2 protein-coding genes are annotated in these 1,639 nt (G+C 75.8%); both read left to right on the top strand.

Translation table 11 applies throughout. From position 1 onward, the window contains the following. Positions 1-101: 101 nt before the first annotated feature. Positions 102-986, top strand: a complete 885-nt coding sequence (locus HUW36_RS32350) for an NAD kinase (protein ID WP_091577872.1) — start codon at positions 102-104, stop codon at positions 984-986. 435 nt (positions 987-1,421) lie between these two features. Further along, positions 1,422-1,639: AAA family ATPase (locus tag HUW36_RS32345; protein ID WP_174531523.1), on the top strand; the 218-nt coding region annotated here is incomplete at its 3' end.

The raw sequence follows: 1,639 nt of genomic DNA, 5'->3' as shown, positions 1-1,639 counted from the left end.
CGGGACGCGTCCGCCGCCGACCCCGAGCGGGTCCGCGCGGTGGTCGCCGCCGGCCCGCAGGGCGCCGCCGCGACGGCGGCCACGACCGAGGAGGTGTCCGGATGAGCCGTACCGCGCTGCTGGTGACCCACACCGGCCGTCGACGCAGCACCGAGCACGCCCGGTCCGTGGCCGCCGACCTGATCGCGGCCGGCTTCGAGGTCCGGGTGGTGGCCGAGGAGGCCGACGACCTGGACCTGCCCGGCGTGGTGCCGGTGACCGGTCCGGAGGCGGCCGAGGGCGCGGAGATCGTCTTCGCGCTCGGCGGGGACGGCACGTTCCTGCGCGCCGCCGAGCTGGCCCGCCCGGCCAAGGCGCCGCTGCTCGGCATCAACCTGGGCAAGGTCGGCTTCCTCGCCGAGGCGGAGATCGACGACCTGGACACCGCGGTGCGCGACGTGGTCGGGCGCAACTACACCGTGGACGAACGCCTCACCCTCGACGTGACCGCCGAGTTCGACGGCGGGCCGACCATCGAATCGTGGGCGCTCAACGAGATCAGCGTGGAGAAGGGCGAACGCGCCCAGATGCTGGAGCTGCTCGTCGACGTCGACGGCCGGCCGCTGTCGCGGTACGGCTGCGACGGCGTGGTCTGCGCGACCCCGACCGGCTCCACCGCGTACGCGTTCTCCGGCGGCGGCCCGGTGGTCTGGCCGGAGGTGGAGGCGCTGCTGCTGGTGCCGATCAGCGCGCACGCGTTGTTCAGTCGCCCGCTGGTCACCGCGCCGACGTCCACGTTCGCCATCACGGTCGACCCGTTCACCACGCTCGCGGTGCTCTGCTGCGACGGCCGGCGGGTCTACGACCTGCCGCCGGGCGCCCGGGTCACGGTGCGCAGGGGCGCGTTGCCGGTGCGCATCGTGCGGCTGCGGGCGCGTCCGTTCACCGACCGGCTGGTGGCCAAGTTCGACCTGCCCGTGCAGGGCTGGCGCGGCAACCGGCGCTGATCGGCCGCTCGGATCCGGTCGGCCCCGCGGTGGGGCGCGTTACGGTGGGCGCACGGGTCACGTCGAGGTGAGTCCGGGCACGGCGGTGAGGCCCGTCGGTTCCCGGACGCGTGACCCGGCGGTCGCGGGCCCGACCAGGGGGTGGTCGGTCCGCGACGGTCGGGACGCCGGAGCGTTCGCGGCCGGGCCACGGCGGGTGGACCGGCGCGCCGCGCCCGGTCGGGTGTCGACCCCGGTCGGGCCGACAGCTCGTCGAGCCGCCGCCGGAGGAAGCGGCGGCGCACGGGCTGGGGCGACGACGCGACGTCCGGCGCCCCGACCACCCGTGCGGGCCGTGCCCGCCGGCGCCGGACCGACCGCCGAGAACTGGACGGCGTCCACAGGCCACCGTGCCGGCTGGTCAACTGTCACACGGCGGGGCTACTGTCGGGTGCTGTGCTGGAAGAGCTGCGCATCACCGGACTGGGCGTCATCGAGGACACCACGCTGCCGTTGGCCGGGGGGATGAACGTCATCACCGGCGAGACCGGCGCCGGCAAGACGATGGTGGTGACCGGCCTCGGCCTGCTCTTCGGTGGCCGGGCCGACGCCGGCCGGGTGCGCGCCCAGCCGGGCCGCGCGGTGGTGGAGGGGCGGATCGGAAGAGCGTCGTG

It is taken from the genome of Micromonospora maritima, assembly GCF_902825405.1.
Taxonomy (GTDB): domain Bacteria; phylum Actinomycetota; class Actinomycetes; order Mycobacteriales; family Micromonosporaceae; genus Micromonospora; species Micromonospora maritima.
Note: the sequence above shows the minus strand (reverse complement) of the source record. Positions and strands in the feature narration are given on the sequence as shown.